At 48.8% G+C, this 7,306-nt stretch carries 6 protein-coding genes and 1 pseudogene; 3 read left to right on the top strand and 4 right to left on the bottom strand.

Annotation, left to right across the window (positions count from 1 at the left end):
- Positions 1-127 precede the first annotated feature (127 nt).
- Both L692_RS0104705 and L692_RS0104700 read right to left on the bottom strand, forming a co-directional pair.
- Positions 128-1,711 (bottom strand): spore germination protein, encoded by a 1,584-nt coding sequence (locus tag L692_RS0104705; RefSeq protein ID WP_025697647.1) that lies wholly within the window; start codon positions 1,709-1,711, stop codon positions 128-130.
- Positions 1,712-1,725: 14 nt separating this feature from the next.
- Entirely contained in the window at positions 1,726-2,844 is a 1,119-nt protein-coding gene (locus tag L692_RS0104700; RefSeq protein ID WP_025697645.1) for a GerAB/ArcD/ProY family transporter, read from the bottom strand.
- 140 nt (positions 2,845-2,984) lie between these two features.
- On the opposite strand from L692_RS0104700, the gene L692_RS0104695 reads away from it, so the two are divergent.
- On the top strand, positions 2,985-4,079 hold the full coding sequence (locus tag L692_RS0104695; RefSeq protein ID WP_025697643.1) for a GerAB/ArcD/ProY family transporter: 1,095 nt from the start codon (positions 2,985-2,987) through the stop codon (positions 4,077-4,079).
- Positions 4,080-4,539: 460 nt separating this feature from the next.
- Here the strand turns inward: L692_RS0104695 and L692_RS0104690 are convergent, their stop codons facing one another.
- Positions 4,540-5,406: a LysR family transcriptional regulator gene (locus L692_RS0104690; RefSeq protein ID WP_025697641.1), complete on the bottom strand. Its 867-nt coding sequence runs from the start codon at positions 5,404-5,406 to the stop codon at positions 4,540-4,542.
- Between the two features lie 118 nt (positions 5,407-5,524).
- Between L692_RS0104690 and L692_RS0104685 the strand changes: the two genes are divergently transcribed.
- Both L692_RS0104685 and L692_RS0104680 read left to right on the top strand, forming a co-directional pair.
- Positions 5,525-6,472, top strand: coding sequence for a DMT family transporter (locus L692_RS0104685; protein ID WP_025697639.1), 948 nt, complete (start codon positions 5,525-5,527; stop codon positions 6,470-6,472).
- Positions 6,462-6,737 (top strand): annotated as a pseudogene (locus L692_RS0104680) (spr1629 family repressor/antitoxin); the annotation flags it as partial. The gene L692_RS0104685 and the pseudogene L692_RS0104680, both read left to right, overlap by 11 nt.
- Before the next feature lie 70 nt (positions 6,738-6,807).
- On the opposite strand, the gene L692_RS0104675 reads toward L692_RS0104680, so the two are convergent.
- Positions 6,808-7,137 (bottom strand): DHCW motif cupin fold protein, encoded by a 330-nt coding sequence (locus L692_RS0104675; protein WP_025697635.1) that lies wholly within the window; start codon positions 7,135-7,137, stop codon positions 6,808-6,810.
- Positions 7,138-7,306: the final 169 nt, after the last annotated feature.

The raw sequence follows: 7,306 nt of genomic DNA, 5'->3' as shown, positions 1-7,306 counted from the left end.
GGCAGCCGTCACAATCGACAGATCATTCAGCTCCACCCGGCTCCAGCAGCCTGTAAGCGGCAGCAACCCGGTGATTAACAGCAGAATCCCCAGCTTTCTCATCATCATCCTCCTTCCCTGAGCAGGGCTACCCGCCGCGCTTCGGGGGACGCGGCCGCAACATACCTTTCATGCGCCGGGGGTTGTTCTTGGCGCTCTCGGTCGAACGCCGGATCATCCCCCACCAAGGGACGCGCACAAGAACATCCTTCAGATCACTTGTATGCAGAGGAGCCAGCGGCGACAGATAGGGAACGCCGAACGAGCGCAGGCGCGCCAAATGAATCAGAATGAACAGAACGCCGAGCAGCACACCGTACAGCCCGAGTGTCCCGGCCAGAAGCATCATGGGAAACCGAAGCAGCCGGATTGTAATGGCCTGGGAGTAGCTTGGAATAATGAAGGAAGCAATCCCCGTGATGGAAACGATAATGACCATGGGCGCGGATACAATTCCGGCGCTTACGGAAGCCTCGCCAATAACGAGCGCCCCAACGATGCTGACCGCTTGCCCGACCGGACGCGGCAGACGCACCCCCGCTTCGCGCAGCGCCTCGAACGAGATTTCCATCAGCAGAGCCTCAACAATAGCCGGAAACGGAACCGCCTCCCGGGAAGCGGCAGCGCTGAGCAGCAGAGACGTGGGCAGCATCTCCTGATGGAATGTTAGCAGAGCGATGTAGAGCGACGGCAGCAGCAAGGCAATCACCAGAAACAGATAACGGAGCAGCCGGATGAGCGTCGAGATAAAATATCTTTGGTAATAATCCTCGCTGGCCTGCATCATTTCAAAGAAAGTGACCGGCACGATCAGCGCAAAAGGGGTATTGTCAATAAGTATCGCAACCTTGCCTTCCAACAGATTGGCCACGATCTTGTCAGGTCGCTCCGTATAGTTAACCTGGGGAAAGATCGAGAACGAGTTATCCTCAATCAATTCCTCCACATAGCCGCTCTCCAGAATGGCGTCGATATCAATCCGGCTCACTCTCTTCCTGACTTCCTCGACGATCGAATCGTCCGCAACCCCGCTCAGGTACGTAATTGCGACATCGGTCTTCGATAACCGCCCCAGCTGTATTCCTTCGATTTTTAATTGCGGGGTTCTCAATCTGCGGCGAATGAGGCTTATGTTGGTCAGCAGATTCTCTGTGAAGCCTTCCCTCGGACCACGGATGACAGCTTCCGTTGCCGGTTCCTCAACCGCCCGCTTCCCCCAGCCCTTCGCGCTGATGAATAGGGCCTTCTTCACGCCGTCAATGAGCAGCACCGTATCTCCGCTCAGCACATGGTCTACAGCCTCCTGGATCTGTTCCCCGGAGCTTACTTGCGCTGCGGTAATGACCTGATTCCGAAGCAGGCTCTCAAGACTGGCCGACGACAGGCTGGACTTCTGCAGCATGGCCTCACCGTACCTGAGCAGGGGGCGTATGATATCGGAATCCACGATGACGGTATTCACCATGCCGTCCAGGAAAATAATCGCCGCCTTTTGCGCATCGCCCATCTGAAATTCCCGGAATACGATATCCGACGAGGAGGCCAGAATCGTTCTGAGCAGCGCCAGATCCTGTTCAATTTCTCCGCTAACGGACTGGTGAATTGATGGTGTGCCATGCTCCATTTCGATTTCACCCTTTCTGTAAGAATCGTTCCCCGCAGGATCTGACAAATCCCGCTCCTTCCTTATCCCTCCCCGGCGCTCTCACGCTCTCTCCCGTCCAGGCCCCTGATCTTGGCAATAATCAGCATTAACAATGGGAACAGGAGAACGAAGGGGATGGAGAAGAACGGCCAGATGGCCTTGGCGAACACAGCATCCTCGACGATGCTTCCATAAGCGACGATAGAGAAAATATAGATCAGAATGCCTATGGGAATGACGACGGAACGGTAGTCGGACAGCCTGCACCACTGAGCCAACCCGACTGCGGTGCAATAATAGCAGACAGCGATCTTCATAAACCCTGACGATATCCATAGCAGCATGCCAAGGATGTCCATATCGGTCATAAATCCCAGCTTCTCGATATACTTGATAACCTCATGAGTCGGAAAGTTCAGCCTGGAAGCGACCTCCGGACCCAATACAAGAATAGATGTCAATACACTGATCGAGAGGAGCAGGCCGCCGAACACAACCGCAAGGATATAGACCCTCTTCACCTTCTGAATATTGCGGATATTGGGCAGCAGCATCGCAAATACAATAGTCTCGCCAAAAGGAAGCGAAGCTGTCGAAATCGTGCCCTTCACAACAGGCAGCACCCCTTCACCCATAAACGGAGACAGGTTATTCCATTTAAAGTCCGTAATCAGCATAAGGATAACAAGCAAGACGATCAGTTCGCGAAAAGGCAAAATAAGCTCATTGACTCGTCCGAGAGACTCGATCCCTCCCCGCACTGCATAAGCGATTACGGCGAGCAGCAGTCCGCTTACGACAATAGGCGGCGTGCGCGGCAGCGCGGTGATGGTCACATAATCGCGAAAGAGTCCGGTGACCAGCGACCCCAAATAAAAAGGGTACAGCACATACAACAGGCCGACGGTCTTCCCCAACCATTTTCCCAAAATAAGTTCGCTGTACTGGATAATGCTCTGCTTCGGAAACAAGAGCCCCAGGCTGGTAAAGATCAGAACGACACCCACGCCAATCAGGGCGGCGAGAATAATGACAAGCCAGCCATCCTGGTTGGCAAAAGAAGTGGCGATCGATGGAACGATTACGGCTACGCTTCCCATCAGGAACGTAAACATCAAGAATCCCGCCTGCCCAGCACTAATCTTCCCACGGTCAAGCATTACAGCGGTCCCTCCAATATCCAAGGCATACTTAGAATATTTTCCTAATAGCGGTCTAAATAACCGCCTTGCGAAATGTTTTATTTTTACCTCAACTGCAAATACTGGAGTTTATTATTTTTCACGGGAAAGGACATCACATGGCACAGGAAAAAATCAGCAGGTGGCAGCTCATTTCCATCATTATTTTGTTTGAAATCGGGACTACGGTACTCTTCGGGTTACGCATGCAGGCCAAGCAGGATGAGTGGCTGGCAATCCTGACCGCTATGCTCGGTGGACTCGGGCTAATGTGGGTCTATACCAAGCTATGTGAATATTATCCAGACCGGACACTTATCCAAATCATTCCCGAAATTGTTGGAAAATGGCTCGGATATCCGCTGTCGCTCATTTACATATTTATATTCGCCTATGAATCTTCGCGGGTGCTGCGAGACTTCGGGGAGCTCATCGTGCAGACGATCTTGACGGAAACGCCGATCCTGGTGATTATGTCAGGGCTCATGCTCGGCATTGTCTATTGCTTACGGGGCGGGGTTGAGGCACTCGCGCGATTGGGAGAAATCCTGTTTCCGGTCGCCTTTCTTGCTCTTGTCCTGGGGTGGATTCTTATCTTCACCTCTCAAATTCATCATTTCGAATATATAGAGCCCGTGTTCGCCCAAGGGATTAGACCGCTATGGAATGCGGTATTCCCCTTTCTTCTTGTCTTTCCCTTCGGTCAAACGCTGCTGTTCATGATGTTCACGATCAACTCGAATGACCGGAGCAGCATCAAGAAAGCGGGGATGATTGCGATTCTGGCATCGGGCATCATCCTGTCATTAAATATGCTTGGGCTTATTGCCGTATTTGGCACGGAGCTTCTGAAAGAAACCGAATTTCCGCTGTACACCGCCATAGGCATGGTTAGTCTGGGGGACTTTATTATGAATCTGGATGCGCTGGCGATCCTGATGATGGTGCTGGGGGGATTTTTTAAGCTGGGGGCCTTCCTGTACGGTACGGTGCTCGGAACTGCGCAGCTGTTCAAACTGGAATCTTATCATTCCCTCCTCATTCCGTGGAGCACGATTATTCTGGCCATGTCCCTTATCATTGCGTCTACCTATACGCAGCATATTGATATTGGCTGGAGAATCTCCATTCCCTATCTATTCTTCCCGTTCTATGTTGTGGTCCCCGTTCTGCTATTGATCATTGCGGCTGTTCGTAAAGCGGGGCGGGGGTAAGTGAATTATGGATGAGGTGCGGACATCCCCTGCTTTGTTTCGTTTTATAAAATTTGCACACACTGTCGCCGGCGCAGACGGAAAATGAATTGACCTCTAGTTAATTATTGTATATTATTGTAATAATATGGAGGACAACATGTGCGGGGTTACACCTTGACTCCTAATGACTAATGTATCTATCATGTGGAGGGATTAGCTTGGAAGATCAAGTTAGCTTCGAGGAAGTTTATGTATGATACCGTGCGTTCATTCGCGACTCTGGAACAGCAAAGCATGTACGAAAACATTTTAAAAGGAATGCTTTCCGATGAAAAAACATTAACAGCAACGTTAGTAATCGTAACATTTCTTAGTATCGTAGTCACTTTTTCCCCAACAACTACTTCGTCTGACACCGTAGTTACATTTAATCACGGGGTAAATGGTTAAAGAATGAACCTAAAGCGAGGAGCTGCCACTACAGTTTAGGATAGCGCTGGACATAATCTAAAAATCTCCGGGTCGCCGGCGATACTTGTTTGATGGAATGAACGGCGATACCAAGAGAGCGATACTGTCCCTTAAGCTCAATGGACCGAATATTGAATTGTTGGCCGCGGAGCACCAGTTCCGGGAGAATGCTAATGCCAAGTCCTTGCTCCACCATAGCCATGATCGCGTAATCATCCCCTGATGTATACTTAAATTTCGGCTTGATTGCTGCACTCTTAAGAATTCGGTTAACATCGTAATCCGAACCTTTGCTCGGCAAAATAAACAGCTCATTTCTAATCTGGGATAACGTAAGCGATGATTCGGAGCTCAGAGGATGATCTACTGGCAGCAAGGCCAGCAGCGGGTCTTTATGCAGCGGTATCACATCAAACGTATCCCAGGTCGGAAGCGACATAAAGCCGCAATCAATCTTCCCCTCCGCGATCCACTCCTCAATTTGCGGGTAGTCCCCTTCAAATAAGCGAATTTCGATATTGGGGTAATCTTGTTGGAAATTCTTGATGATTCCAGGCAGCCAATGCACAGAAACACTTGTAAAGGTCCCAATCTGAACCGTCCCCAATTCTAATCCATGGATAGAGGCAACCTCCTGCTCCAGATGTGCATGCCACTTCAATACTTCGCGCAGGGTCTTCAAGATTTCTTCTCCATTGCTCGTTAATTTCACTCCGGAGCGGCTTCGGGTGAGCAATAAGAATCCGAACTCTTCTTCGAGGCTGTTTATAATATGGCTGACTCCGGATTGAGTAAACCCCATTTCATCTGCGGCTTTCGTCAAACTCCCCAGCTCCACTACTTTCATGAATACTTTGTATTTATTGATGCTCAATGCCCATCCCCCTCATTTGCATTATATTTTCTTATGTTCAGTATAAGAAACATGCGTTTTACTTGTTTATTTTACATTAGTATACTGACTCTGTTCCATAATAAAGGAGGAAAACGGGATGAACTCGCTGAAAGCGGATCTGATCATGTTATTTGTCACCCTATGCTGGGGCTCTTCTTACCTGTTCATGAAAATGGGCCTGGACTCGGTTCAGGCGTTTAATTTAATCGCTCTCCGGTTTGGATTGGCGTTTATGCTTGCATCCATCATCTGTGCCCGGCGCCTGCGGCAGAACATGAGCTTGAAGCTCTTGCTGCATTCCTTCACTCTGGGCCTTCTTTTATTGGCCGTGTTCCTCTCGATTGCCTTGGGCTTGAAGACAACGACCACCTCCAACGCCGGATTTTTGGTAAGCTTGACCGTTGTATTCGTTCCTTTAATCAGCGCCGTCATCTTCAGGAATAAAGTCCGGAAAAGAACGGGCCTCAGCATCATCATAGCTATTACGGGAATTGCATTTCTGACCCTACAGCTTCCTCTTACGATGACAAGGGGCGACCTTTTATGTATTGCGGCGGCCTTCTTCTATGCCATTCATATTATTGTGGCAAGCTTCGCTTCACGAAGATTTGATACCCTCAGCTTAGGCATTCTGCAGCTCGGGTTTACCGGATTGTTTGGCTTGATCCTTTCCATCCTGTTCGAAACGCCAACACTGCCAAGAACATCTGCGGGATGGCTTGCCATTCTCATGCTGAGTATCTTTTGCAGCTTGGGGTTTGTATTACAAATTATGGCTCAAAAATACTCCTCGCCAGCACGCACAGGGTTAATTTTTTCACTGGAGCCTGTTTTTGCCGCACTGTTCGGCTTCTGGTTTGCCCAGGAAATCCTTGGCGTCAGAGGATATATAGGCGCGCTGCTCGTTCTTCTTAGTATTGTTCTGAGTCTTAGACAGAGCGAGCCGATTTTCCAAGTTTCAGAGGGCACCAAGGAACGAAATAAAGAACGGGTAATGAACGCCAGTACATCAGCCCCTGGCAGCATTCCTCCTGCCGCTCGATAAAATCATTCCGATCCAGAAACCAATGAAAATTAAAACAATCATCGACTTTGTTTCCAAAAAGGGGATCGTGGATATTCGTCAAATGATTGAGAACGATTGGAAAGCCGAAAGTTCCTTCTTTCATCATATGACCGGAATTGATCCCGAATTTTTTGACAAGTATATGACGAGAAGCCTGGATTTCGATCTCCAAAAGGTTACAAAGATGCCGGAGCGCATTTCGGGTGATGACATGACGCAGCACAAAGACGACGTTCATTCTTGAATCCAAATGAATTGTCGTCTTTTTCCCCGTTATCCCTGTTCACTTTGCAGTTCTTCTCTAAGAAAATCAACTAATCAACAATAAATAATTTAGCCCCTGTTACAGTAGATGACCTATGCGGTTCTGCATCATCTGCAACTTGATAGCTCATTCCAGGCTTTAACAGAAAAGTTCGTCCATCACTTAGTTCAGTGCTCAACTCCCCTTCAAGTACTAAAAGTACATGTCCTCGTTTACACCAATGATCGGCAAGATATCCAGGGGTGTACTCCACCATTCGTACTCGTATATTACCAATTTCAAGTGTCCTCCAAACTGCTTTACCCGTCTCCCCTGCGTGTTCACTAGGTTCAATGGAACTCCAATCAATTGCACAGAAAGGCACATCCACTATTTTCATATTATTTACCTCCTCTTCTATTCCCTAAGGACTCGAACTCAATAAAGACCTTAATTATATCATCTGATAACTACTTTTGAACACGTGCCATTTGAATTATAGGCTATAGATCAACTAAAACAGAGCTAAGTCAGGCTGCACGCAGTTTAAGCGCCGTCTGCGCTGACGG

It is taken from the genome of Paenibacillus forsythiae T98 (assembly GCF_000520735.1).
GTDB classification, from domain to species: domain Bacteria; phylum Bacillota; class Bacilli; order Paenibacillales; family Paenibacillaceae; genus Paenibacillus_AQ; species Paenibacillus_AQ forsythiae.
Note: the sequence above shows the minus strand (reverse complement) of the source record. Positions and strands in the feature narration are given on the sequence as shown.

Coding starts and splice junctions, on each gene's coding strand:
- L692_RS0104700 (WP_025697645.1), bottom strand. CDS start 2,844: ATGCTTGACCGTGGGAAGATTAGTGCTGGGCAGGCGGGATTCTTGATG.
- L692_RS0104695 (WP_025697643.1), top strand. CDS start 2,985: ATGGCACAGGAAAAAATCAGCAGGTGGCAGCTCATTTCCATCATTATT.
- L692_RS0104685 (WP_025697639.1), top strand. CDS start 5,525: ATGAACTCGCTGAAAGCGGATCTGATCATGTTATTTGTCACCCTATGC.
- L692_RS0104675 (WP_025697635.1), bottom strand. CDS start 7,137: ATGAAAATAGTGGATGTGCCTTTCTGTGCAATTGATTGGAGTTCCATT.